Source organism: Actinocatenispora rupis (assembly GCF_016861975.1).
Lineage (GTDB): Bacteria > Actinomycetota > Actinomycetes > Mycobacteriales > Micromonosporaceae > Actinocatenispora > Actinocatenispora rupis.
The window spans coordinates 135,583-158,880 of the sequence record NZ_BOMB01000019.1; the positions used below are offsets into that span (position 1 = coordinate 135,583).

Below are 23,298 nucleotides of genomic sequence, written 5' to 3' on the forward strand. Positions count from 1 at the left end.
GGCCACCGGCGGGTGGATGACCGGGGCGTGACAGACTCTCTGGTTGTGTTGCGATGGTTGACTGCGGGAGAGTCGCACGGCCCCGCGCTGATGGGCGTCCTGGAGGGCGTACCGGCCGGCGTCGAGGTGACCAGTGCCGAGATCGGTGCCGAGCTGGCCCGCCGCCGCCTGGGGTACGGGCGGGGCGCACGGATGAAGTTCGAGCAGGACGCCGTCGAGGTGATCGGCGGGCTGCGGCACGGGCGCACGTTGGGCAGCCCGTTCGCGGTGCGGGTCGGTAACACCGAGTGGCCCAAGTGGCAGCAGGTGATGAGCCCCGACCCGGTCGACGAGGCGGAGCTGGCCGGGCAGGCCCGCAACGCGCCGTTGACGCGGCCGCGGCCGGGTCACGCCGACCTCGCCGGCATGCAGAAGTACGGGCACACCGACGCCCGGCCGATCCTCGAACGGGCCAGCGCCCGGGAGACCGCCGCCCGCGTCGCCCTCGGTACGGTGGCGAAGGCGTTGCTGCGCCAGACGCTCGGTGTCGAGATCGTGTCGCACGTGGTGGAGCTGGGCCCGATCGCGGCGCCGGCCGACCGGCTGCCCGAGCCGGCCGACGCGGCCGCGATCGACGCCGACCCGATGCGCTGCCTGGACCCGGACGCCAGCGCGGCGATGGTCGCCGAGGTGGACGCCGCCCGCAAGGACGCCGACACGCTGGGCGGCATCGTCGAGGTCCTGGCGTACGGGCTGCCGCCGGGGCTCGGCAGTCACGTGCAGTGGGACCGGCGGCTCGACGCGCGGCTGGCCGCGGCGCTGATGTCGATCCAGGCGATCAAGGGTGTCGAGTTCGGTGACGGGTTCACGCAGGCGCGCAGCCGCGGCTCGGTGGCGCACGACGAGATCGAGCCCACCGCCACCGGCGTACGGCGGCGCACCGGTCGGGCCGGCGGTGTCGAGGGCGGCATGACCATCGGCGAGCCGCTGCGGGTACGGGCGGCGATGAAGCCGATCTCGTCGCTGAACCGGGCGCTGTCCACGGTGGACGTGGTCACCGGCGAGGCGACCACCGCGATCAACCAGCGGTCCGACGTCTGTGCCGTACCGGCGGGCGCGGTGGTGGCGGAGGCGATGGTGGCGCTGGTGCTCGCCGACGCCGTACTGGAGAAGTTCGGCGGCGACTCGGTGGCGGAGATCCGCCGCAACGCCGAGGCGTACCGCAAGGAGTTGGTGATCTCGTGACGGCGGAGGCCGGACCGGGCGTGGACCGGCCCGCGTGCGTGCTGGTCGGCCCGCCGGGCGCGGGCAAGACCACGGTCGGTGGCCTGATCGCCGACGCGCTGCGGGTGCCGTTCCTGGACACCGACGCGCTGATCGAGCGGTCCGCCGGCAAGCCGATCCCGGAGATCTTCTTCGACGAGGGCGAGGACCATTTCCGGGTACTCGAACGGGCCGCGGTGGCGGAGGCGCTCGCCGGGCACCGCGGCGTCCTCGCCCTCGGCGGTGGTGCCGTCCTGGCCGACGACACCCGCGAGCTGCTGATGGAGCACCTGGTGGTGTACCTGTCGGTGGAGCTGGCCGACGCCGCGAAGCGGGTCGGCCTGGGCGCCAGTCGCCCGCTGCTGGCGGTCAATCCGCGCGCCACGATGCGGCACCTGCTGGACGCCCGCCGCCCGCTGTACGAGGAGGTCGCGGACGTCGTGGTCCCGACCGACGGCATCGACCCGGAGCAGGTCGCCGAGACGGTCCTGCTCGCCCTGTCCGACCCGGAGGTACGTGGATGACGGCGATCCAGGTCGGTGGGGACCGGCCGTACGACGTGGTGGTGGGGCGTGACCTGCTCGGCGGGCTCGCCGGCTACCTGGACGGTGCCCGGCAGGTCGCGGTCGTGCACGCGCCGCCGCTGACGGCGCTGGCGGAGAGGACCGCGGCGACACTGTCCGACGCCGGGCTGCGGCCGTTGCTGGTCGCGGTACCGGACGCGGAGAAGGGCAAGACCGTCGCGGTCGCCGACCACTGCTGGGCGGAGCTGGGCCGCGCCGGCTTCACCCGTACCGACGCGGTGGTCGGGCTGGGCGGCGGCGCGGTGACCGACCTGGCCGGGTTCGTCGCCGCCTGCTGGCTGCGCGGCGTGCGCGTGGTGCAGGTGCCGACCAGCCTGTTGGGCATGGTCGACGCCGCGGTCGGCGGCAAGACCGGCGTGAACACGATGGCCGGCAAGAACCTGGTCGGCGCGTTCCATCCGCCGGCCGCGGTGCTGTGCGACCTGGACACTCTCGCCACCCTCGGCCACGAGGAGCTGGTCGGCGGGCTCGCCGAGGTGATCAAGTGCGGGTTCATCGCCGACGAGCAGATCCTGCGCCTGGTCGAGGCCGACCCGGCCGCCGCCGCCGACCCCGCCTCCCCGGTGCTGCGCGAGCTGGTGGAGCGGGCGGTGGCGGTGAAGGCCGAGGTGGTCGCCGGTGACCTGCGCGAGTCGGGGCGCCGCATCGTCCTCAACTACGGGCACACGCTCGGGCACGCGATCGAGCGGCACGAGGGGTACCGGTGGCGGCACGGCCACGCCGTCTCCGTCGGCCTGGTGTACGCGGCGGCCCTGGCGCGGCGGCGTGGCCTGATCGACGCCGGTACGGCCGACCGGCACGCCGCGGTGCTGTCCTCGGTGGGCCTGCCGACCACGTACCGGCCGGACGCGTTCGACGAGCTGCTGCCGGCGATGCGGCTGGACAAGAAGGCGCAGGGCGACACGCTGCGGTTCGTCCTGCTGTCCGGGCCGGGGGAGCCGACCGTGGTGTCCGACGTGAGCGAGCCGGAGCTGCGCGCCACGTACCTGGAGGTCTGTGTGCCGGTGGAGGCGTCGTGAGGCGCGTGGACGTGCTCAACGGGCCGAACCTGGGCCGGCTCGGCGTCCGCGAGCCGGACGTGTACGGCACGGCCACCCACGCCGACCTGGTCGCCCTGTGCGAGCGGGTCGGCGCGGAGCTGGGGCTGGCGGTGACGGTGCGCCAGACCGACGCCGAGTACGAGATGCTCGGCTGGTTGCACGAGGCGGCCGACGCCGGCGCCGCGGTGGTGCTCAACCCGGCCGCCTGGACGCACTACTCGGTCGCGGTCCGCGACGCGTGCGCGATGCTGACCGCGCCGCTGGTCGAGGTGCACCTGTCGAACGTGCACGCCCGTGAGGAGTTCCGCCGTACGTCGCTGGTGTCGCCGGTCGCCACCGGCGTCATCTGCGGCCTGGGCGTCGAGGGCTACCGGCTGGCCCTCACGTACCTCGCGGGGCGGCTGACGGCGCCGCAGACGCCGTAGCGGCCGTCACCCGGCGGCGCGGGCGACGGCGGCGGCCAGCCAGTCCGGCAGCCGGTCCAGGCAGTCCCGCCAGCCGCGGGCCTGCGCCTCCCGGTCCTCCTCGTCCTCGCAGCCGGCGTGCTCGACGGTCAGCGCGGTGCCGTCGTCGGCGTCGGCGAGCCGGACGAGTACCTGCGCGGTGCCCTCGCCGCTCTCCCACCGCCAGGTGAACTCCAGCAGCCCCGGCTCCTCGACCCGGAGGTACTCGCCGCTGACGGCGGTGGTCATGCTGCGCGAGGCCGACCCGGAGATCCGGTACCGTCCGCCGGGCCGCGCGTCGGCCTGTACCCGCGGCGACAGCCGGGCCGGCCAGAACCAGGCGGACAGCGCGTTGGGATCGGTGAAGGCCCGCCACACCACCTCGCGTGGTGCGGCGACGGTGCGCTCGATCCGTGCCGGCGGCACCGCGTCACCGGTCTCCTGGGCCTCACTCATGCGTCCTCCTCACCGGGGTCGTGAGCCGCGGGCTGGCACTGCCGAAACGGGGGGCGACTCACTGTCCCGTCCGTCCACGGTCGAGATCATGCCCCGAACGGCCGGTACGGTCGAGTCGGGGTGGTTCCACGGCCGGTAGACTTTCCAGGGTTTGTCAACGACCTCCATCCCGCGACCATGAGACGTCGGTGATCCCGACGCCGTAGACGAAAGAGACACACAAGCGTATGGCCACCACGAATGACCTGAAAAACGGCCTGGTTCTCAACCTCGACGGGCAGCTCTGGTCCGTCGTCGAGTTCCAGCATGTCAAGCCCGGCAAGGGCGGTGCGTTCGTGCGGACGACGCTGAAGAACGTGCTCAACGGCAAGGTCGTGGACAAGACGTTCAACGCCGGCACCAAGGTCGAGACCGCCACCGTCGACAAGCGCACCATGCAGTACCTGTACGCCGACGGTGAGGACTTCGTCTTCATGGACGCCGAGACCTTCGACCAGGTCAACGTGCCCGGCGGCACGGTCGGCGACGCCGCGAAGTACCTGTTGGACAACGCCGAGGTGACGGTCGGCTTCCACGAGGGCACCGCGCTGTACATCGAGCTGCCGACCTCGGTCGAGGTGGAGGTCACCTACACCGAGCCGGGCCTGCAGGGCGACCGCTCCACCGGCGGTACGAAGCCGGCCACCGTACAGACCGGCGCGTCGGTGGCGGTGCCGCTGTTCGTCAACACCGGCGACAAGATCAAGGTCGACACCCGCGACGGCCGTTACCTCGGCCGGGTCTGAGCGTGCCGACCGTGACCGAGCCGCGTTCCGCCCCGGGCATGTCGACCCGGACCAAGGCGCGCAAGCGTGCCCTCGACGTGCTGTACGAGGCGGACCTGCGCGGTGAGGAGCCGCAGGTCGTGCTGCGCCGCCGGGTGGAGTGGGCCGAGCCGCCCGTCCGGGCGTACACGGTGACTCTCGTGGAGGGCTACCAGCAGCACGCCGAGGAGATCGACCACCTGCTCGCGACGTACTCGGAGGGGTGGTCGCTGGCGCGGATGCCGGCGGTCGACCGCAACCTGCTGCGGGTGGCGGTGTTCGAGCTGCTGCACGCCGACGACGTGGACGACGCGGTGGTGATGAGCGAGGCGCTGGAGCTGGCCGAGTCGCTGTCCACCGACGAGTCGCCGAAGTTCGTCAACGGGCTGCTGGCCCGCATCGCCGAGGTCGTCCGCGACCGGAGCTGACGCGCGGCTGACTGTCGGCGCGTACCGGGCATGGAACGGGCGCCCGCGGTGATCACCGCGGGCGCCCGTTTCGTCGTCCCTGCCGTACCCAGAGGGTCGGCTGTCACCCGCCGAACAGGGCTCGCGGGTCGGCGACCAGCACACCCAGCTCGGTGAAGCGCTCCACCAGGCCCGACGGCGACGTGTCGTACACGATCGCCAGCGCGCGCAGGTCGTCGGCGCGGATGGACAGCACGCGACCGTTGTAGTCACCGCGCTGCTGCTGGATCGCACGGGCGTACCGGGCGACGGGCGCGAGCTCGTCGGCGGTGTGCTCGTACAGCTGCTCCAGGTCCAGGACGATCTTGCCCGCAGACTCCTGCCGGGTGCCGCCACCGTCGGGCAGCAGCTCGGCTACCGGAACCCGGTAGAAGTCGGCGAGCTCGGCCAGCCGGGCGACGGTGACCGCACGGTCCCCGCGCTCGTACGAACCGACCACCACTGCCTTCCACCGGCCTCCCGACTTCTCCTCCACCCCCTGCAGGGACAGTCCCTGCTGTTGGCGGATGGCGCGCAGTCGGGCGCCGAGGGACTTCGCGTACTCAGACGGCATGCGCTGACTCCCACTCACATGGCCGAGGTCTCTCCCCAGCAATCGCTACGGAGCGTGACGGTATTCCGATCAACGACGGTCGGTCAAGTACCGGTCACCCGAAAACTTGCGCGAATCTGAGTGTTGGTAGTGTTGAGCGCGCGTATGGCGTCCTTTAAGGCCCGTCCCGTGAGGCGGGGAAGGAGTCCCAGTATGACCGCACCACCTGCCGACCTGCCCGAAGGTCGGCCCGATCAGGGTGCCGCGGACCAGGCGAATTCGCCGGCCGAGGCCCAGCCCGCCCAGCCGCGGCCGATCCTCAACGCATCGGACCTCGCGCGCATCACGGCGCGGATCGCCCATCAGATCCTCGAAAAGACACGTGGCGCAGAACACACGGTGCTGCTCGGTATCCCGACCCGCGGAGTACCGCTGGCGCACCGGCTCGCCGACCGGATCGCCGCGTTCGAGGGCGTCGACGTGCCGGTCGGCATCCTCGACGTCACGCTCTACCGCGACGACCTGCGGTTGCGCGGCACCCGTGCACTCGGTCCGACCGACCTGCCCGCCGACGGCATCGACGGCAAGCGCGTCATCCTCACCGACGACGTGCTGTTCTCCGGCCGTACGGTGCGGGCCGCGCTCGACGCGCTGAACGATCTGGGCCGGCCCAGCCAGGTGCAGCTCGCGGTGCTCGTCGACCGCGGCCACCGGCAACTGCCGATCCGCGCCGACTACGTCGGCAAGAACCTGCCCACCTCGCTGGCCGAGAGCGTGCGCGTACTGCTGCGCGAGGTCGACGGCGACGACGCGGTCCTGCTGGCCGACCGGGAGGTCCGATGATCGCCCACCTGCTGTCCGCGGCCGACCTGGACCGCGAGACCGCCACGCTGGTACTCGACACGGCGACCGAGATGGCGACCGTGGCCGGGCGCGAGGTGAAGAAGCTGCCGACGTTGCGCGGCCGTACCGTGGTCAACCTGTTCTACGAGGACTCGACGCGGACCCGCACCTCGTTCGAGGTGGCCGCGAAGCGGCTGAGCGCCGACGTGATCAACTTCTCCGCCAAGGGGTCGAGCGTGTCCAAGGGCGAGAGCCTGAAGGACACCGCGCTGACGCTGCAGGCGATGGGTGCCGACGCGGTCGTGATCCGGCACTCGGCGTCCGGCGCGGCACACCGGCTCGCGCACTGGGTCGACGGCAGCGTCGTCAACGCCGGCGACGGTACGCACGAGCACCCCACGCAGGCGCTGCTCGACGCGTACACGATGCGTTCGCGGCTGGGCAAGCTCGACGGGGTACGCGTGGCGATCGTCGGCGACGTGCTGCACAGCCGCGTCGCCCGGTCGAACGTGACGCTGCTCGCGACGCTCGGTGCCGAGGTGACGCTGGTCAGTCCGCCCACGCTGCTGCCGGTCGGGGTCGACTCGTGGCCCGCCGCCGTGTCGTACGACCTGGACGCGGTGCTGCCGGACACCGACGCGGTGATGATGCTGCGGGTCCAGCGGGAGCGGATGAACGACTCGTTCTTCCCGTCGGCCCGGGAGTACGCGCGGCGCTACGGGCTGGACGGCGCGCGCATGCGGGCGCTGCCCGACCACGCGATCGTGATGCACCCCGGCCCGATGAACCGGGGCATGGAGATCGCACCGGAGGTGGCCGACTCGGCCCGCTCCACCATCGTCGAACAGGTGGCCAACGGCGTCAGCGTCCGGATGGCCGTGCTGTACCTGCTGCTGGGGGGAAAGTCGTGACCGCGTATGTCGTACGAGGGGCCCGGGTCGTCGGCGGGGAGCCGACCGATCTGCTGATCCGGGACGGGGTGGTGGAGGCCGTCGGCCCCGACGCGGACGTGGCCGGCGCCACCCGCGTCGACGCCGACGGGCTGGTCGCCCTGCCGGGCCTGGTCGACCTGCACACCCACCTGCGCGAACCGGGCCGCGAGGACGCCGAGACCGTCGAGTCCGGTTCCCGGGCCGCGGCGCTCGGCGGGTACACGGCGGTGTGCGCGATGGCCAACACCGACCCGGTCGCCGACACCGCCGGCGTCGTCGAGCAGGTGTACCGGCTGGGGCAGGCCGCGGGGCTGGTGGACGTGCAGCCGATCGGCGCGGTCACGGTGGGCCTGGCCGGGGAGCGGATGGCGGAGCTGGGCGCGATGGCCGACTCGGCCGCCCGGGTACGGATCTTCTCCGACGACGGGCACTGCGTGGCCGACCCGCGGATGATGCGCCGGGCGCTGGAGTACGTGAAGGCGTTCGACGGGGTGGTCGCGCAGCACGCGGAGGAGCCGCGGCTGACCGTGGGCGCGCAGATGCACGAGGGTGAGTGGTCGGCGCGGCTGGGCCTGACGGGCTGGCCGGCGGTCGCCGAGGAGGCGATCATCGCCCGGGACGCGCTGCTGGCCGGGCACGTCGGCGCGCGCCTGCACATCTGCCACGTGTCGACCGCGGGCAGCGTGGAGATCCTGCGCTGGGCCAAGTCGAAGGGCTTCCGGGTGACCGCCGAGGTCACCCCGCACCACCTGCTGCTGACCGACGAGCTGGCCGCCGGGTACGACCCGGTGTTCAAGGTCAACCCGCCGCTGCGTACCGACGAGGACGTCGCGGCGTTGCGGGCGGCGCTCGCCGAGGGCGTGATCGACGTGGTCGCCACCGACCACGCCCCGCACACCACCGAGGACAAGGAATGCGAGTGGCCGTACGCGCGGCCCGGCATGCTCGGCCTGCAGACGGCACTGCCGGTCGTCCTCGACACGATGCTGGAGCCTGGCCTGCTGGACTGGGACACCGTCGCGGAGCGGATGAGCCGGCGGCCGGCGCGCATCGCCGGGCTGACCGACCACGGCCACGACCCGGCGCCGGGAGCCCCGGCGAACCTGACGCTGGTGGACCCGGCCGCGCGGATCACCGTCGATCCCGCGGATCTGGCCTCGCCGAGCCGGAACACGCCGTACGCGGGGCGCACGCTGCCCGGGCGGATCGTGGCGACGTTCCTGCGGGGTGAGGCGACGGTGCTCGACGGGAAGGCGCAGAAGTGACCACACGAGAGACCGCGATCCTGGTCCTGGAGGACGGCCGGACGTTCACCGGCGAGTCGTACGGGGCGGTCGGGGAGACGTTCGGCGAGGCCGTGTTCAACACCGGCATGACCGGGTACCAGGAAACGCTGACGGACCCGTCGTACCGGGGGCAGGTCGTGGCGATGACCGCGCCGCACATCGGCAACACCGGGGTGAACCGGGAGGACGACGAGTCCGACCGGATGTGGCTCGCCGGGTACGTGGTGCGCGACCCGGCCCGGATCCCGTCGAGCTGGCGTGCGACCGGGACGCTGGAGGAGGAGCTGGCCGGCCAGGGTGTCGTCGGCATCGCCGGCATCGACACCCGGGCGCTGACCCGGCACCTGCGCGAGCGCGGCGCGATGCGGGTCGGGGTGTCCAGTGTGGACACCGATCCGGCCGCGCTGCTGGCCCGGGTACAGGCCGCGCCGCGGATGGTCGGCTCGAACCTGGTCGGCGAGGTCAGTACGGCCGAGGCGTACACGGTGGGGGCCGAGGGGGAGCGGCGGTTCACGGTCGCCGCGCTGGATCTCGGCATCAAGCGGAACACGCCGCGCCGGCTGGCCGCCCGCGGCGTCACCACGCACGTACTGCCGGCGTCGTCCACTGTGGACAGTGTGCTGGCCACCAGCCCGGACGCGGTGTTCCTGAGCAACGGGCCGGGCGACCCGGCCACCGCCGACGAGCAGGTCGCGCTGACCCGCGAGCTGCTGGCCCGCGGGGTGCCGATCTTCGGCATCTGCTTCGGCAACCAGATCCTCGGCCGGGCGCTCGGCTTCGGCACGTACAAGCTGGCGTACGGGCACCACGGGATCAACCAGCCGGTCAAGGACCTCGCCACCGGCAAGGTCGAGGTGACCGCGCACAACCACGGTTTCGCGGTCGACGCACCGCGCGAGGGCGCCACCGACACCGAGTACGGCACGGTCGAGGTCAGTCACGTGTGTCTCAACGACGACGTGGTCGAGGGGCTGCGGGTCACCTCCGACGGCCGGACCCGGGCGTTCTCCGTGCAGTACCACCCGGAGGCGGCGGCGGGGCCGCACGACGCCGACTACCTGTTCGACCGGTTCGTGGACCTGATCGAGGGGAGCTCGCGACCCGAGCTTGAGGCAGAAGGGGGTCGCTGATGCCGCGGCGTACCGACATCCGTCACGTCCTGGTCATCGGCTCGGGGCCGATCGTGATCGGGCAGGCGTGCGAGTTCGACTACTCGGGCACCCAGGCGTGCCGGGTACTGCGGGCCGAGGGCCTGCGGGTCAGCCTGGTCAACTCGAACCCGGCGACCATCATGACCGACCCGGAGTTCGCCGACGCGACGTACGTCGAGCCGATCACCACCGAGTACGTGGAGCAGGTCATCGCGCGGGAGCGGCCGGACGCGCTGCTCGCCACGCTCGGCGGCCAGACCGCGCTCAACGCGGCGGTCGCGCTGCACGAGGCCGGCATCCTCGACAAGTACGGCGTGGAGCTGATCGGCGCCGACATCGAGGCGATCCAGCGCGGCGAGGACCGCGAGAAGTTCAAGGACGTGGTCCGCGCCGTCGGCGGCGACGTGCCGCGCAGCCGCGTCTGCCACTCGATGGCCGAGGTACGCGAGACGGTCGCCGAGGTCGGCCTGCCCGTCGTGGTCCGGCCCAGCTTCACCATGGGCGGCCTGGGTTCCGGCATGGCGCACACCGACGAGCAGCTCGACCGCATCGCCGGCGCCGGCCTGGCCGCCAGCCCCACCACCGAGGTCCTCATCGAGGAGAGCGTCCTCGGCTGGAAGGAGTACGAGCTGGAGCTGATGCGCGACCGCAACGACAACGTGGTGGTCGTCTGCTCCATCGAGAACATCGACGCGATGGGCGTACACACCGGCGACTCGGTCACGGTGGCGCCGGCGATGACGCTCACCGACCGCGAGTACCAGCGGATGCGGGACCTGGCCATCGCCGTACTGCGCGAGGTCGGGGTGGACACCGGCGGCTGCAACATCCAGTTCGCGGTGAACCCGGCGGACGGCCGGATGGTCGTCATCGAGATGAACCCGCGGGTGTCGCGGTCCAGCGCGCTGGCGTCGAAGGCGACCGGATTCCCGATCGCGAAGATCGCCGCGAAGCTCGCCATCGGCTACACGCTGGACGAGATCGCCAACGACATCACCAGGGCCACGCCCGCGGCGTTCGAGCCGACGCTGGACTACGTGGTGGTGAAGGTGCCGCGGTTCGCGTTCGAGAAGTTCCCCGGCGCGGACGCCGAGCTGACCACGACGATGAAGTCGGTCGGCGAGGCCATGTCGCTGGGCCGCAGCTTCCCCGAGGCGCTGAACAAGGCGCTGCGCTCGATGGAGACCAAAGCGGCCAGCTTCTGGACCGGCCCCGAGCCGGTGACGGGTTCGCGAGCATCGCAGGGAGCGCCAGCGACCGAGGAGCGGAGCGGTTCCGGAGGCGGCTCCGTAGGCTCCGAGCCTGCGTCCACTGTGGACGAACTGCTCGCGGCGCTGCGGGTGCCGCACGACGGCCGGCTGTACACGGTGGAGCGGGCGTTGCGCGCCGGCGCGAGCGTGCCGCAGGTGTGCGCGGCGTCCGGCATGGACCCGTGGTTCGTCGACCAGATCGCCGGCCTCGTCGAGCTGCGCGCCGAGATCACCGACGCCCCCGTACTCGACGGGCCGTTGCTGCGTCGCGCGAAGCGGGCCGGACTGTCCGACCGGCAGCTGGCCGCGCTGCGCGCCGAGCTGGCCGGCGAGGACGGGGTGCGGGCGCTGCGCCACCGCCTCGGCGTACGGCCGGTGTACAAGACGGTCGACACCTGCGCGGCGGAGTTCGCGGCGACCACGCCGTACCACTACTCGGCGTACGAGACGGATCCGGCGGCGGAGAACGAGGTCGCGCCGTCCGACCGGCCGAAGGTGCTGATCCTCGGTTCCGGGCCGAACCGGATCGGCCAGGGCATCGAGTTCGACTACTCGTGCGTGCACGCGGTGATGGCGCTGCGCGACGCGGGTTTCGAGACCGTCATGGTCAACTGCAACCCGGAGACCGTGTCGACCGACTACGACACCGCCGATCGGCTGTACTTCGAGCCGTTGACGTTCGAGGACGTGCTGGAGGTCGTGCACGTCGAGGACTCGACCGGGAAGTCGGCCGGCGGTCCGGGCGTGGTGGGCGTGATCGTGCAGCTCGGCGGGCAGACGCCGCTGGGCCTGGCGCGCCGGCTCGCCGACGCGGGCGTACCGATCGTCGGCACCAGCCCGGCGAGCATCGACAACGCCGAGGACCGGGGCGTGTTCGGCGCGCTGCTGACCGCGGCCGGGCTGGCCGCGCCGAAGCACGGCACCGCCACCTCGTTCGCCGAGGCGAAGGCGATCGCCGACGAGATCGGCTACCCGGTGCTCGTCCGCCCGTCGTACGTGCTGGGCGGGCGCGGCATGGAGATCGTGTACGACGAGGCGACGCTGCGCTCGTACATCGCGCGGGCCACGGCGGTCTCGCCGGAGCACCCGGTGCTCGTGGACCGGTTCCTCGACGACGCGATCGAGATCGACGTGGACGCGCTGTGCGACGGCACCGAGGTGTACCTCGGCGGCATCATGGAGCACATCGAGGAGGCGGGTGTCCACAGTGGAGACTCGTCCTGCGCGCTGCCGCCGATCACCCTCGGCGCCTCCGACATCGAGCAGGTCCGCCGCTACACCGAGGCGATCGCCGCCGGTGTCGGCGTACGCGGGCTGCTCAACGTGCAGTACGCGCTGAAGGACGACCAGCTGTACGTGCTGGAGGCCAACCCGCGCGCCTCGCGTACGGTGCCGTTCGTGTCCAAGGCCACCGCCGTACCGCTGGCGAAGGCGGCGGCGCGGATCATGCTCGGCGCCACGGTCGCGGAGCTGCGCGCCGAGGGCATGCTGCCGGCCGAGGGCGACGGCGCCACGCTGCCCGACGACGCGCCGGTCGCGGTCAAGGAGGCGGTACTGCCGTTCAAGCGGTTCCGCACCGAGGAGGGCCGCGGGATCGACTCGCTGCTCGGGCCGGAGATGAAGTCGACCGGCGAGGTGATGGGCATCGACACCACGTTCGGCCACGCGTTCGCCAAGTCGCAGGCCGCCGTGTACGGGTCGCTGCCCACCGCCGGCACCGTGTTCGTGTCCGCCGCCAACCGCGACAAGCGGGCGCTGATCTTCCCGGTCAAGCGGCTGGCCGACCTGGGCTTCTCGATCACCGCCACCGCCGGTACGGCCGAGGTGCTCCGCCGGCACGGCATCGCCGCCACCGTCGTACGCAAGCACTACGAGGACCCGGCGGGCGACACCGGGCCGAACGCTGTCGAGCTGATCGAGTCCGGCGGGGTGGCGCTGGTGATCAACACCCCGCACGGCTCCGGACCCCGCGCCGACGGGTACGAGATCCGCTCGGCGGCGGTCACCACCGACACCCCCTGCATCACCACGGTGCAGGGCGCGTCGGCGGCGATCATGGGCATCGAGGCGCTGATCCGCGGCGAGATGACCGTACGGCCGCTCCAGTCGCTGCACACCGCGCTGCGCGGCGCCTGATGTACACGAGGCTCCTCCGCCCCGCCCTGTTCCGGCTGGGCGGGGGAGACGCCGAGGTGGCGCACGAGACGACGCTGCGGGCGCTGGCCGCCGTGTCGGGCGGCGACGCCCGGCTGACCGCGCTGTGGGCCGCCACGAGCCGCTACCGGTACCAGGCGCGGGCCGAGCCGCGCACCGTGTACGGGATCCGCTTCCCGAACCCGGTGGGGCTGGCCGCCGGGCTGGACAAGGACGGGCGGGCGCTGCCGGCGTGGCCGGCGTTCGGGTTCGGGTTCGTCGAGGTCGGTACGGTGACGCGGCACCCCCAGCCCGGCAACGACCGGCCGCGGCTGTTCCGGCTGCCGTCCTCGGGCGCGCTGGTGAACCGGATGGGCTTCAACAACGCCGGCGCGGCGGCGCTGGCCGACCGGCTCGCCACGCTGGGCCGCCTGCCCGTACCGCTGGGCATCAGTCTCGGCAAGTCCAAGGTCACGCCGCTCGACGAGGCCGTCGCGGACTACGTCGCCTCCCTGCGCATCCTGTACGAGCACGGCGACTACTTCGCCGTCAACGTCTCCTCGCCGAACACGCCGGGCCTGCGTTCCTTGCAGGACAAGGCACAGCTGGCCGAGCTGTTGGGGGCGCTGTCGGCGGAGGCCCGGTCCCTGGCCGCCGGCCGTACGCCCCGGCCGCTGCTGGTGAAGGTCGCCCCCGACCTCACCGACGAAGCCCTCGCCGAAGTACTCGCGGTCTGCGCGGAGCACGGGGTGGCCGGCGTGATCGCCACCAACACCACCCTGTCGCGCGAGGGGGTGACCGGCGCCGACCGTGCCGTCGCCACGCAGGCGGGCGGGCTGTCCGGCCGGCCGCTGCACGAACAGGCCCTGGAGGTCGTCCGGTTCGTGCACCGGGAGGCCGGTGACACGCTGCCGGTGATCGGCGTCGGCGGCATCGGCGACGCGCACGGCGCGCTGCGCATGCTCGACGCTGGCGCCAGCCTCGTCCAGCTCTACACCGGCTTCATCTACCAGGGTCCGGAGCTCGTCCGGCAGATCAACCGGGCCGTCTCACAGACCGTGTACGGCCCGGGAAAGGGGTAGCCATGGCCGACGGTGCCGCGTCGTTCGGCGCGCGTCTGGACGCCGCGATGAGTACCCGGGGGGCGTTGTGTGTGGGCGTGGACCCGCATGCCGCCCTGCTGCGCGCCTGGGGCCTGCCGGACGACGCGTCGGGCCTGGAACGCTTCGCCCGGACCGTGGTGGAGGCGCTGGCCGACCGGGTCGCCGTGCTCAAACCGCAGTCCGCCTTCTTCGAACGCTTCGGCGCGCGCGGCATCGCCGTGCTGGAGACCGTGGTCGCCGAGGCGCGCGCCGCCGGCGCCCTGGTCGTACTGGACGTCAAGCGCGGCGACATCGGCTCCACCGCCCAGGCGTACGCCGACGCGTACCTGGACCCGGCGAGTCCGCTCGCCGTCGACGCCGTGACCGTCTCCCCGTACCTGGGGTTCGGGTCGCTGCGGCCGTTCGTCGACACCGCGCTGGCGCACGACCGCGGCGTGTTCGTGCTGGCGCTGACGTCCAACCCGGAGGGCCCGTCGGTGCAGCACGCCGTCGCCGCGGACGGCCGTACGGTGGCGCAGACGGTACTGGACGAGATCGCGGCGGTGAACGCCGGGGTGTCGCCGCTCGGGTCGGTCGGCGCGGTCGTCGGGGCGACGATCACGGGTGGTACCGGTCACGATCTGGCGAAGGTCAACGGGCCGTTACTTGCCCCCGGTCTTGGTGCACAGGGCGCAACACCGGCCGACCTGGCGTCCGTCTTCGGCTCCGCCCTGCCCTGGGTACTGCCCTCATACTCCCGCGAAGTACTCCAAAACGGACCCGATGTGGCGGCACTCCGTCACGCCGCGGACACCGTACGGCGGCAATGTGCTAGCGCGCTCGGTCGACCTGCGTGACCTGTTGCGCAAGAATGTGACGACGATGACACCACGCATTGCGAAACACGCGAGCGCGCCGACGTTGCTTCCTGGTGCGATTGCCCGCTAGGTTTCCCGCGCTGGTAGTTCATCCGATTCGCAAGAGTCATACGCAACCCAAGGAGACCTTCGTGCCGCTCCCGTCGCTCACCCCTGAGCAGCGTCATGCCGCACTGGCGAAAGCGGCTGCCGCGCGCAAGGCCCGCGCTGAGCTGAAGGACAAGCTCAAGCGGGGGGACACGACGCTGGCCGACGTCCTGAAGCAGGCCGACACCGATGAGGTCGTCGGCAAGCTGAAGGTGTCGGCGGTGCTCGAAGCGCTGCCCGGCATCGGCAAGGTGCGCGCCGCTCAGATCATGGAGCGGCTGCACATCGCGGACAGCCGGCGGCTGCGCGGCCTCGGCGAGCACCAGCGTGCTTCGCTGCTCGCCGAGTTCAGCACTGCCGAGTAGGCAGCCGCGGCCGGGCCAGCCCGGACCGCTCGTCAGGGGCCGTCAGGCCGACAGGTACCGCACCGGTACCGGTCGACCGGGCGGCCTCTGCCGTGTCCGGGGTACCGCCGGGTCACGTCACGGGGAGTTCCCTGCACGGGCCGGGACGGCGTTCGGTAGAAACAAACCGTGACCGTTGACAGCGCACCCGCCCGTACCGCGCGGCTCACCGTCCTGTCCGGCCCGTCCGGCGTCGGCAAGGGCAGCGTGTACGCCCTCGTCCGCCAGCGGTACCCGGACGTGTGGCTGTCGGTGTCCGTGACGACCCGTAAGCCCCGTCCCGGTGAGGTGGACGGCCGGCACTACCACTTCGTGGACCGGGCCGAGTTCCAGCGCATGGCCGCCGCCGGCGAACTGCTCGAATGGGCCGAGTACGCCGGCAACGGCTACGGCACGCCGCGCGCCCCGGTGGAGCGTCGACTCGCCGCCGGCCTGCCCGCGCTGCTGGAGATCGACCTGCAGGGCGCCCGCCAGGTACGCGACGCGATGCCCGAGGCGCGCCTGGTGTTCCTGGCGCCGCCGAGCTGGGACGAGCTGGTCCGCCGGTTGGTCGGCCGCGGCACCGAGGACGCCGACACGATCCGTCGCCGGCTGGAACTGGCCCGCGAGGAGCTGGCCGCCGAGCCCGAGTTCGACGTGACGATCGTGAACCACTCGATCGAGCAGGCCGCCGCGGAGCTGGTCGCGCTGCTGGCGCCGACACCCAGCAAACAGCTCTGACGTGTCGCTGCTCACACAACGCGAGGACATTTCGCCACCGGCGTCGTCGTTGGTCACAACCTGTTGCTACCATCGGTCGTTCATACCGGTGGCAGCCGCCCGCCGCGGCGCCGTCCACCATCCATCCTCTGATCGCAGGCATTGAGGTCGATCCGCGTGTCCGGAACCGTGGCCAGTCCCGAAGGAATCACCAACCCACCGATCGACGAGCTGCTGGAGAAGACGCCGTCGAAGTACGCGCTCGTCATCTTCGGCGCGAAGCGTGCCCGCCAGATCAACGCGTACTACTCGCAGCTCGGCGAGGGCCTGCTGGAGTACGTCGGCCCGCTGGTGGAGACCACGCCGCAGGAGAAGGCGCTGTCGATCGCGCTTCGGGAGATCAACGGCGGCCTGCTGACCGCCGAGCCCACGAACGAGGCCTGAGCGCCCCAGCACCACCGCAACCAGCGCCGCTGGCGTACGACCCGGGGGTCGTCGCCGCGGCGCTGTTGTCGTTTCCGCCCGGTTGTGCCGCGGCTGCGGTCGTCGGCCAGGGTTGGGTGCGTGTCCGCCGCCCCGGCGCGAGAGCATGGGGACATGACCAGTCGAATCGTGCTCGGCGTGTCCGGGGGGATCGCCGCGTACAAGGCGTGTGAGCTGCTGCGGTTGTGTACCGAGGCGGGGCACTCGGTGCGGGTGGTACCGACCGCGGCGGCCCTGCGGTTCGTCGGCGCGCCGACGTGGGAGGCGCTGTCGGGCCAGCCGGTGCACACCGAGGTGTGGGACGACGTGCCGCAGGTCGAGCACGTACGGCTGGGGCAGACCGCCGATCTGGTCATGGTCGTGCCGGCGACCGCCGACCTGCTGGCGCGGGCCGCGCACGGGCAGTCCGGCGACCTGCTCACCGCCACGCTGCTCACCGCGCGCTGCCCGGTGCTGTACGCGCCGGCCATGCACACCGAGATGTGGGAGCACCCGGCCACCGTCGAGAACGTCGCCACGCTGCGCCGCCGCGGCGCGATCGTGGTGGAACCGGCCTCCGGGCGCCTCACCGGGCCGGACACCGGGAAGGGGCGACTGCCCGACCCCACCGCCCTGTACGAGATCGCGCGGCGGCTGCTCGCCGGCGGCCGGGACCGTACGCCGGATCTGGTCGGACGGCGGATCGTGGTGACGGCCGGGGGCACGCGGGAGTACCTGGATCCGGTGCGGTTCCTGGGAAACCGGTCCAGCGGCAAGCAGGGGTACGCGTTCGCGCGGGCGGCGGTGGCCCGGGGTGCGGCCGTCACGCTGATCGCGGCGAACGTGTCGCTGCCGGCGCCGGCGGGCGTCGACGTGGTGCGGGTGGACACGACCGAGGACCTGCGCAAGGCGGTGGTGGCGTGCGCCGCGGACGCCGACGCGGTGGTGATGGCCGCGGCGCCGGCGGACTTCCGGCCCGCCGAGTACGCGACGAGCAAGATCAAGAAGTCGCCGGCGGGGCCGCCGACGATCGCGCTCGCCGAGACCACCGACATCGCCGCGGAACTCGGTGCGGCGAAGCGGCCCGGCCAGGTGCTGGTCGCGTTCGCTGCGGAGACCGACGACCTGCTGGCGCGCGCCGCCGGCAAGCTGACCCGCAAGCGCGCGGACCTGATCGTGGCCAACCAGGTCGGCGTCGACCGCGGTTTCGGTACCGACACCAACGAGGCGACCGTGCTGGGCGCCGACGGGAGTACGACCGAGTTGCCGGAAATGACGAAGGACGAGCTGGCCGACCGGGTGCTCGACCTGGTCGCCGAGCGGTTCGCGTCGGCGCCGTCACTGGGGGATCAAGCCTGACGCTGGGTAGGCTCAGGGGCAGATCGCGAAGCTGGTACCGTCCCGCGAGTTCACCGCGAGGCCATCCGGCTAAACTCGCCATTTACCCGTTCCGCCTACTCCGGGGAGTACCATGGCACGCCGCTTGTTCACATCGGAGTCGGTCACAGAAGGCCACCCGGACAAGATCGCCGACCAGATCAGCGACGGCATTCTCGACGCGTTGCTGACCCAGGACCCGCGCAGCCGGGTCGCGGTCGAGACCCTGATCACCACCGGACAGGTCCACGTCGCCGGTGAGGTCACCACCGATGCGTACGCCGACATTCCGCGCATCGTCCGGGACACCATTCTGAAGATCGGCTACGACTCGTCGAAGAAGGGCTTCGACGGTGCGTCCTGTGGCGTGAGCGTGTCGATCGGCGCGCAGTCGCCCGACATCGCCGTCGGCGTGGACACCGCGTTCGAGAAGCGGTCCGGGTCCAGCGCCGACGAGCTCGACTCGCAGGGCGCCGGCGACCAGGGCATGATGTTCGGCTTCGCCTGCACCGAGACGCCCGAGCTGATGCCGCTGCCGATCGCGCTGGCGCACCGGCTGTCCCGCCGGCTGTCCGCCGTCCGGCACGACGGCACCGTGCCGTACCTGCGGCCCGACGGCAAGACCCAGGTCACCATCGAGTACGAGGGCTTCCGCCCGGTCAAGCTGAACACCGTGGTGGTGTCCAGCCAGCACGCGCCGGACATCTCGCTGGACTCGCTGCTCACCCCGGACGTGCGGGAGCACGTGATCACGCCGGTGCTGGCCGAGCTGGACCTGGACAGCGAGGACTACCGGCTGCTGGTCAACCCGACCGGACGGTTCGAGATCGGCGGCCCGATGGGCGACGCCGGCCTCACCGGCCGCAAGATCATCGTCGACACGTACGGCGGCTACGCCCGCCACGGCGGCGGCGCGTTCTCCGGCAAGGACCCGTCGAAGGTGGACCGTTCCGCGGCGTACGCGATGCGGTGGGTCGCGAAGAACGTCGTGGCCGCCGGCCTGGCCGACCGGTGCGAGGCGCAGGTGGCGTACGCGATCGGCAAGGCGCAGCCGGTGAGCCTGTTCATCGAGACGTTCGGCACCAACAGCGTGCCGGTCGAGCAGATCGAGAAGGCCGTCGGCGAGGTGTTCGACCTGCGTCCGGCCGCGATCATCCGCGACCTGAAGCTGGCCCGCCCGATCTACGCGCAGACCGCCGCGTACGGCCACTTCGGCCGCGAGCTGGACGACTTCACCTGGGAGAAGACCGACCGGGTCGACGAGCTGAAGTCCATCGCCACCAAGTAGTACGGGCGGCGCGGGCACGGTGGACACCGACGACGGGATGCTGCCGGTCGAGGTGCCGGTGACCACCCCGCCCGCGCCGCGACCGGCGGCGTCCGCGTCCCGCGGGAGGAAGCCGGCCCGCACCCGTACGGCGGCGGCGGCGGAGCTGCCCGTCGCGCGGGTCTGCGTGGACGTCGGGCTGGCGCACCTGGACCGCACCTTCGACTACCTGGTACCGGCGGAGGCTGCCGACACGGCACAGCCGGGGGTTCGGGTACGGGTCCGGTTCGGCGGGCAGCTCGTCGACGGGTTCGTCCTGTCCCGCGCCGCGGAGTCCGACTTCGGCGGCAAGCTCGGGTTCCTCGACCGGGTCGTGTCGCCCGAGGTCGTCCTGACGCCGGAGGTGGCGGCGCTGGCCCGCGCCGTCGCCGACCGGTACGCGGGATCGCTGGCCGACGTGCTGCGGCTGGCCGTCCCGCCCCGGCACGCGCGCGCCGAGAAGGTCACCGCGGAGCCGCCGCCGACCGAGGAGCCACCGGCGCCGCCGGCCGAGGACGCCTGGCAGGGCTACCCGGCCGGCCCGGCGTACCTGCGGGCGGTGGCGGACGGGCGCGCGCCACGGGCCGTGTTCACCGCGCTGCCCGGCGAGGACTGGGGGGCCAGGCTCGCCGACGCGCTCGTCGCCGCGCTGGCCGGCGGGCGCGGCGGGCTCGCCGTCGTACCGGATGCGCGGGACCTGGACCGGTTGGACGCCGCGCTCACCGAGCGGCTCGGCACCGGCCGGCACGTCGCGATCGCCGCGTCCCTCGGCCCCTCCGAGCGGTACTCCCGGTTCCTGCGCGCCGCGCGCGGCCAGGTCCGGCTCGTCGTCGGTACCCGGGCGGCGATGTTCGCGCCGGTCCCGGATCTCGGCCTGCTGGCGATCTGGGACGACGGGGACGACCTGCACGCCGACGAGCACGCGCCGTACCCGCATGCCCGTGAGGTGTTGCTGACCCGGGCGCAGCTGACCGACGCGGCGATGCTCGTCGCCGGCTACGCCCGGAGTACCGAGGCGCAGTTGTTGGTGGCGACCGGGTGGGCGAAGGAGATCACCGCGGACCGGCCGGCGTTGCGTGCCGCCGCGCCGCGGGTGGTGCCGACGGGCGACGAGTTCCAGCTGGCCCGGGATCCGGGTGCGGCCGCGGCCCGGCTGCCCAGCGTCGCCTGGGAGGCCGCGCAGTCCGCTCTGCGCGCCGACTCCCCGGTACTCGTGCAGGTGCCGCGCCGCGGGTACCTGCCGGTGGTGGTGTGCCAGCGGTGCCGGGCGCGCGGCCGGTGCCCGGAGTGCGGCGGTCCGCTCGCGGTGCCCGACTCGGGCGGTTTCCCGGTGTGCCGCTGGTGCGGGCACACGGCCGGCGGGTACCGGTGCCCGGAGTGTGGCGGCCGGGCGTTGCGCGCCGCGGTGGTCGGCGCCCGGCGTACGGCGGAGGAGCTGGGGCGCGCGTTCCGGGGCGTACCGGTGCGCACGTCGGGCCGCGACGGCGTCCTGGGCCGGGTGCCGGACGGGGCGGGGCTGGTGGTGTCCACGCCGGGCGCCGAGCCGCCTGCCGACGGTGGGTACGGCGCGGTCCTGCTCCTCGACGCCTGGGCCCTGCTGACCCGCGCCGACCTGCGCGCGGCGGAGGAGACGCTGCGCCGGTGGCTCGCCGCCGCCGTACTGGCCCGGCCGGCCGCGGCGGGTGGCCGGGTCGTCGCGGTGGCCGACGCGTCGCTGCCGGTGGTACAGGCGCTGGTCCGGTTCGACGCGGCCGGGTTCGCCGAGCGCGAGCTGGCCGACCGCCGCGAGCTGGGCTTCCCCCCGGCGGTACGGATGGCCAGCCTGACCGGCAGCCCGACCGCCATCGCCGCCGTACTGGCCGCCGCCGACCTGCCCGACGGCGTCGACGAGCTCGGCCCGGTCCCGGTGCCGAAACCCCGCAACCGGCCGGACGCGCCGGACACCGAGCGACTGCTGCTGCGCGTACCGCGGGGGAAGGGTCCGGCACTGGCGACGGCGTTGCGCGCCGCGACCGGCGCGCGCAGCGCGCGCAAGGACCCCCAGCCGGTCCGGGTCCAGATCGACCCGCTCGACCTGCTGTGAGCCCGCCGCGAGGATCCGCCCGACCTGCGGCGCGACCGGCCCGTTCGGCATGATCAGCTGTGCGCGCGGACGCCCGCGGCACACTCCGTAGACTTGCCGCAGCAGCGCCGACCGACGTACGAGAGGGGTCCGTGCAGTGACTGCACCTGCCGAGCCGCAGCCGGGGGAGGCGCCTCCGGTCCGCGCCGAGGTGACCGGGTCGATCGAGTTGGCCGCGGCGGACGCTGCCGGCGGCCAGGTCCGGCCGCTGCGGCTGTTCGGCGATCCGGTGCTGCGCACCGCGTGTGATCCGGTCGCGAGCTTCGACGCCGAGCTGCGCCGCTTGGTGCGGGACCTGACGAGCACGCTGGCCGACGAGCGCGGCGCGGGGCTCGCCGCGCCGCAGATCGGCGTGTCGGCGCGGGTCTTCGTGTTCGACGTGCCGGGGCCGGACGGGCGTGTCAGTGGTCACCTGGTCAACCCGGGCCTCGACTTCCCGGACGACGAGGAGCAGGACGGCGCCGAGGGCTGCCTGTCCATCCCCGGCCTCTACTTCGACACCAAGCGCCGGCAGAACGTCGCGGCCAAGGGCTTCAACGCGTACGGCGACCCGGTGCAGGTCGTCGGCAACGGCATGATGTCGCGCTGCCTGCAGCACGAGACCGACCACCTCGACGGCGTGCTGTTCGTCGACCGGCTGGACACCGAGACGCGGCGCGCCGCGATGCGCGCCATCCGCACCGCCGAGTGGTACGGGGAGCCGGCGCCTGCCGTACAGCTGAGTCCACACCACATCCACGGCCGGTTGGGCTGACACACCGAGGGGGGAGCGTTCAGTGCGACTGGTCTTCGCCGGTACGCCGGAGGTCGCGGTGCCCGCGTTGCGCGCCATCGCCGACTCGCGGCACGAACTGCTGGCCGTCGTGACCCGGCCGGACGCGCCGGCCGGGCGTGGCCGGAAGGTGCTGCGGTCGCCGGCCGCCGCGTGGGCGGACGAGCACGGCGTCGAGGTGCGGACCCCGCGCCGGCCGCGCGACGAGGACTTCCTTGCCTGGCTGCGGGACACCGCGCCGGACTGCGTCCCCGTCGTGGCGTACGGGGCGCTCGTGCCACCGGCGGCGCTGTCGGTTCCGGCGCACGGCTGGATCAACCTGCACTTCTCGCTGCTGCCCGCGTGGCGCGGTGCCGCGCCCGTCCAGCACGCGGTACTGCACGGGGACGAGGTGACCGGCGCGAGCGTGTTCCAGCTGGAGGAGGGCCTCGACACCGGCCCGGTGTACGGGTCGCTCACCGAGCCGATCCGCCCCACCGACACCTCCGGCGACCTGCTGGGCCGGCTCGCCGACGCCGGCGCGGGCCTGCTCGTCGCCGTACTCGACGCGATCGAGGACGGCACCGCGCGGGCGGAGCCGCAACCCGCGGACGGGGTGAGCCTCGCGCCGAAGGTCACCGTCGAGGACACCCGGGTCCGGTGGGACGAGCCGGCGTTCGCGGTCGACCGCCGGGTCCGCGCCGGCACGCCCGCGCCCGGCGCCTGGACCACCTTCCGGGACGAACGGGTGAAGCTACTGCCGGTGAGTCTCGCCGACGGCGTCACGGTCGCACCGGGCGAGTTGGTCGTCGGCCGCAACGAGGTCCTTGTCGGCACCGCCACCACCGCGGTACGGCTGGGCGAGGTGCAGCCCGCGGGCAAGAAGCGGATGGACGCCGCCGCCTGGGCCCGCGGCGTACGCATCGAGTCCGGGGACCGGTTCGCGTGACCCGCGAGTACGTGACGGC

General features: G+C 72.9%; 23 protein-coding genes. 21 read left to right on the plus strand and 2 right to left on the minus strand.

Features of this window, described 5'->3' with window-relative positions; translation table 11 throughout:
- Positions 1 to 45: 45 nt before the first annotated feature.
- The 4 genes from aroC to aroQ are packed head-to-tail and all read left to right on the plus strand — an operon-like array spanning position 46 to position 3,291.
- A complete protein-coding gene (gene aroC, locus Aru02nite_RS16820) occupies positions 46 to 1,224 on the plus strand; it encodes a chorismate synthase (protein WP_203658512.1) in 1,179 nt (392 codons plus the stop codon).
- Entirely contained in the window at positions 1,221 to 1,766 is a 546-nt protein-coding gene (locus Aru02nite_RS16825; protein WP_239076737.1) for a shikimate kinase, read from the plus strand. The genes aroC and Aru02nite_RS16825 overlap by 4 nt, the downstream gene beginning before the upstream one ends.
- Positions 1,763 to 2,845: a 3-dehydroquinate synthase gene (gene aroB / locus Aru02nite_RS16830; RefSeq protein ID WP_203658514.1), complete on the plus strand. Its 1,083-nt coding sequence runs from the start codon at positions 1,763 to 1,765 to the stop codon at positions 2,843 to 2,845. Before Aru02nite_RS16825 ends, aroB begins: the two co-directional genes overlap by 4 nt.
- Complete coding sequence (aroQ, locus tag Aru02nite_RS16835) at positions 2,842 to 3,291, plus strand: type II 3-dehydroquinate dehydratase (protein WP_373324881.1); 450 nt, start codon at positions 2,842 to 2,844, stop codon at positions 3,289 to 3,291. Before aroB ends, aroQ begins: the two co-directional genes overlap by 4 nt.
- Before the next feature lie 6 nt (positions 3,292 to 3,297).
- Here the strand turns inward: aroQ and Aru02nite_RS16840 are convergent, their stop codons facing one another.
- Positions 3,298 to 3,765: an SRPBCC family protein gene (locus Aru02nite_RS16840; protein ID WP_203658516.1), complete on the minus strand. Its 468-nt coding sequence runs from the start codon at positions 3,763 to 3,765 to the stop codon at positions 3,298 to 3,300.
- Positions 3,766 to 3,992: 227 nt separating this feature from the next.
- Between Aru02nite_RS16840 and efp the strand changes: the two genes are divergently transcribed.
- Entirely contained in the window at positions 3,993 to 4,550 is a 558-nt protein-coding gene (gene efp / locus Aru02nite_RS16845; protein ID WP_203658519.1) for an elongation factor P, read from the plus strand.
- Between the two features lie 38 nt (positions 4,551 to 4,588).
- Entirely contained in the window at positions 4,589 to 4,996 is a 408-nt protein-coding gene (gene nusB, locus Aru02nite_RS16850) for a transcription antitermination factor NusB (RefSeq protein WP_203658768.1), read from the plus strand.
- A gap of 103 nt (positions 4,997 to 5,099) precedes the next feature.
- Here nusB and bldD read toward each other — a convergent pair whose 3' ends face one another.
- Entirely contained in the window at positions 5,100 to 5,588 is a 489-nt protein-coding gene (gene bldD, locus Aru02nite_RS16855) for a transcriptional regulator BldD (RefSeq protein WP_030447328.1), read from the minus strand.
- A 192-nt stretch (positions 5,589 to 5,780) separates the two neighbouring features.
- On the opposite strand from bldD, the gene pyrR reads away from it, so the two are divergent.
- From pyrR to fmt, 15 genes are all read left to right on the plus strand, one after another.
- Entirely contained in the window at positions 5,781 to 6,410 is a 630-nt protein-coding gene (gene pyrR / locus Aru02nite_RS16860) for a bifunctional pyr operon transcriptional regulator/uracil phosphoribosyltransferase PyrR (protein ID WP_203658521.1), read from the plus strand.
- Positions 6,407 to 7,321, plus strand: coding sequence for an aspartate carbamoyltransferase catalytic subunit (locus tag Aru02nite_RS16865; RefSeq protein WP_203658523.1), 915 nt, complete (start codon positions 6,407 to 6,409; stop codon positions 7,319 to 7,321). The genes pyrR and Aru02nite_RS16865 overlap by 4 nt, the downstream gene beginning before the upstream one ends.
- Positions 7,318 to 8,607: a dihydroorotase gene (locus tag Aru02nite_RS16870; RefSeq protein ID WP_203658525.1), complete on the plus strand. Its 1,290-nt coding sequence runs from the start codon at positions 7,318 to 7,320 to the stop codon at positions 8,605 to 8,607. Before Aru02nite_RS16865 ends, Aru02nite_RS16870 begins: the two co-directional genes overlap by 4 nt.
- Positions 8,604 to 9,758, plus strand: coding sequence for a glutamine-hydrolyzing carbamoyl-phosphate synthase small subunit (carA, locus tag Aru02nite_RS16875; protein ID WP_203658527.1), 1,155 nt, complete (start codon positions 8,604 to 8,606; stop codon positions 9,756 to 9,758). Before Aru02nite_RS16870 ends, carA begins: the two co-directional genes overlap by 4 nt.
- Positions 9,758 to 13,165 (plus strand): carbamoyl-phosphate synthase large subunit, encoded by a 3,408-nt coding sequence (carB, locus tag Aru02nite_RS16880; protein ID WP_203658529.1) that lies wholly within the window; start codon positions 9,758 to 9,760, stop codon positions 13,163 to 13,165. Before carA ends, carB begins: the two co-directional genes overlap by 1 nt.
- Positions 13,162 to 14,244: a quinone-dependent dihydroorotate dehydrogenase gene (locus tag Aru02nite_RS16885; RefSeq protein WP_203658770.1), complete on the plus strand. Its 1,083-nt coding sequence runs from the start codon at positions 13,162 to 13,164 to the stop codon at positions 14,242 to 14,244. Before carB ends, Aru02nite_RS16885 begins: the two co-directional genes overlap by 4 nt.
- Before the next feature lie 2 nt (positions 14,245 to 14,246).
- On the plus strand, positions 14,247 to 15,101 hold the full coding sequence (gene pyrF, locus Aru02nite_RS16890) for an orotidine-5'-phosphate decarboxylase (protein WP_203658531.1): 855 nt from the start codon (positions 14,247 to 14,249) through the stop codon (positions 15,099 to 15,101).
- 152 nt (positions 15,102 to 15,253) lie between these two features.
- Complete coding sequence (gene mihF / locus Aru02nite_RS16895; RefSeq protein WP_203658533.1) at positions 15,254 to 15,574, plus strand: integration host factor, actinobacterial type; 321 nt, start codon at positions 15,254 to 15,256, stop codon at positions 15,572 to 15,574.
- A 168-nt stretch (positions 15,575 to 15,742) separates the two neighbouring features.
- Positions 15,743 to 16,333 (plus strand): guanylate kinase, encoded by a 591-nt coding sequence (gene gmk, locus Aru02nite_RS16900; protein ID WP_203658535.1) that lies wholly within the window; start codon positions 15,743 to 15,745, stop codon positions 16,331 to 16,333.
- Between the two features lie 156 nt (positions 16,334 to 16,489).
- Entirely contained in the window at positions 16,490 to 16,756 is a 267-nt protein-coding gene (gene rpoZ, locus Aru02nite_RS16905) for a DNA-directed RNA polymerase subunit omega (protein ID WP_203658537.1), read from the plus strand.
- Positions 16,757 to 16,909: 153 nt separating this feature from the next.
- Positions 16,910 to 18,133 (plus strand): bifunctional phosphopantothenoylcysteine decarboxylase/phosphopantothenate--cysteine ligase CoaBC, encoded by a 1,224-nt coding sequence (gene coaBC, locus Aru02nite_RS16910; RefSeq protein WP_203658540.1) that lies wholly within the window; start codon positions 16,910 to 16,912, stop codon positions 18,131 to 18,133.
- 112 nt (positions 18,134 to 18,245) lie between these two features.
- A complete protein-coding gene (metK, locus tag Aru02nite_RS16915; RefSeq protein ID WP_203658542.1) occupies positions 18,246 to 19,439 on the plus strand; it encodes a methionine adenosyltransferase in 1,194 nt (397 codons plus the stop codon).
- Between the two features lie 166 nt (positions 19,440 to 19,605).
- Positions 19,606 to 21,540 carry a primosomal protein N' gene (locus Aru02nite_RS16920; RefSeq protein ID WP_203658772.1) on the plus strand — a complete coding sequence of 645 codons (1,935 nt, stop codon included), beginning with the start codon at positions 19,606 to 19,608 and terminating at the stop codon, positions 21,538 to 21,540.
- A gap of 208 nt (positions 21,541 to 21,748) precedes the next feature.
- On the plus strand, positions 21,749 to 22,333 hold the full coding sequence (def, locus tag Aru02nite_RS16925; protein WP_203658774.1) for a peptide deformylase: 585 nt from the start codon (positions 21,749 to 21,751) through the stop codon (positions 22,331 to 22,333).
- A gap of 22 nt (positions 22,334 to 22,355) precedes the next feature.
- Positions 22,356 to 23,279 (plus strand): methionyl-tRNA formyltransferase, encoded by a 924-nt coding sequence (gene fmt, locus Aru02nite_RS16930; protein WP_203658544.1) that lies wholly within the window; start codon positions 22,356 to 22,358, stop codon positions 23,277 to 23,279.
- The last annotated feature ends 19 nt before the right edge of the window (positions 23,280 to 23,298 follow it).

Coding starts and splice junctions, on each gene's coding strand:
- aroB (WP_203658514.1), top strand. CDS start 1,763: ATGACGGCGATCCAGGTCGGTGGGGACCGGCCGTACGACGTGGTGGTG.
- Aru02nite_RS16840 (WP_203658516.1), bottom strand. CDS start 3,765: ATGAGTGAGGCCCAGGAGACCGGTGACGCGGTGCCGCCGGCACGGATC.
- efp (WP_203658519.1), top strand. CDS start 3,993: ATGGCCACCACGAATGACCTGAAAAACGGCCTGGTTCTCAACCTCGAC.
- nusB (WP_203658768.1), top strand. CDS start 4,589: ATGTCGACCCGGACCAAGGCGCGCAAGCGTGCCCTCGACGTGCTGTAC.
- bldD (WP_030447328.1), bottom strand. CDS start 5,588: ATGCCGTCTGAGTACGCGAAGTCCCTCGGCGCCCGACTGCGCGCCATC.
- pyrR (WP_203658521.1), top strand. CDS start 5,781: ATGACCGCACCACCTGCCGACCTGCCCGAAGGTCGGCCCGATCAGGGT.
- Aru02nite_RS16865 (WP_203658523.1), top strand. CDS start 6,407: ATGATCGCCCACCTGCTGTCCGCGGCCGACCTGGACCGCGAGACCGCC.
- carB (WP_203658529.1), top strand. CDS start 9,758: ATGCCGCGGCGTACCGACATCCGTCACGTCCTGGTCATCGGCTCGGGG.
- pyrF (WP_203658531.1), top strand. CDS start 14,247: ATGGCCGACGGTGCCGCGTCGTTCGGCGCGCGTCTGGACGCCGCGATG.
- coaBC (WP_203658540.1), top strand. CDS start 16,910: ATGACCAGTCGAATCGTGCTCGGCGTGTCCGGGGGGATCGCCGCGTAC.
- metK (WP_203658542.1), top strand. CDS start 18,246: ATGGCACGCCGCTTGTTCACATCGGAGTCGGTCACAGAAGGCCACCCG.